This window comes from Falsihalocynthiibacter sp. S25ZX9 (assembly GCF_041205405.1).
Classification (GTDB): Bacteria; Pseudomonadota; Alphaproteobacteria; order Rhodobacterales; family Rhodobacteraceae; genus Falsihalocynthiibacter; species Falsihalocynthiibacter arcticus.
The window spans coordinates 1-283 of sequence record NZ_JBGFCD010000323.1 but is presented as its reverse complement, the minus strand read 5'-3'; the positions used below and the strand labels follow the sequence as shown (position 1 = coordinate 283).

1 protein-coding gene is annotated in these 283 nt (G+C 43.1%); it reads right to left on the bottom strand.

Annotated elements, in window-relative coordinates:
• Positions 1-72 precede the first annotated feature (72 nt).
• Positions 73-283 (bottom strand): hypothetical protein (locus tag AB9F29_RS22420; RefSeq protein WP_369757316.1); only part of this gene is annotated, 211 nt, incomplete at its 5' end.

The following is a 283-nucleotide window of genomic DNA, read 5'->3' as shown; positions in this document are numbered from 1 at the left end:
GAATTTGGACCGATACGTCGCTTGGTTGGCATCGCGCTAAGAAAGGCTTCCGTTGTGGTCGCCAAAGAGTACCTAATCATCGCTAAAGTTAATTACAATTTCGTCAAAAGACATTTTCACAACGGTTAGGTGCCCGTTGCCTATGTCAAAAAACGCAATCAAAATATTGTCCGCTTCAAACACACGCGCCCATTGCGAAAGTTTATCATTGTAATAGGACCAACTTTGACGCGCTTTTAAGTATTCTGTGCGGTCAATAACTTCGCCGCCGTTTTTCTTGTTT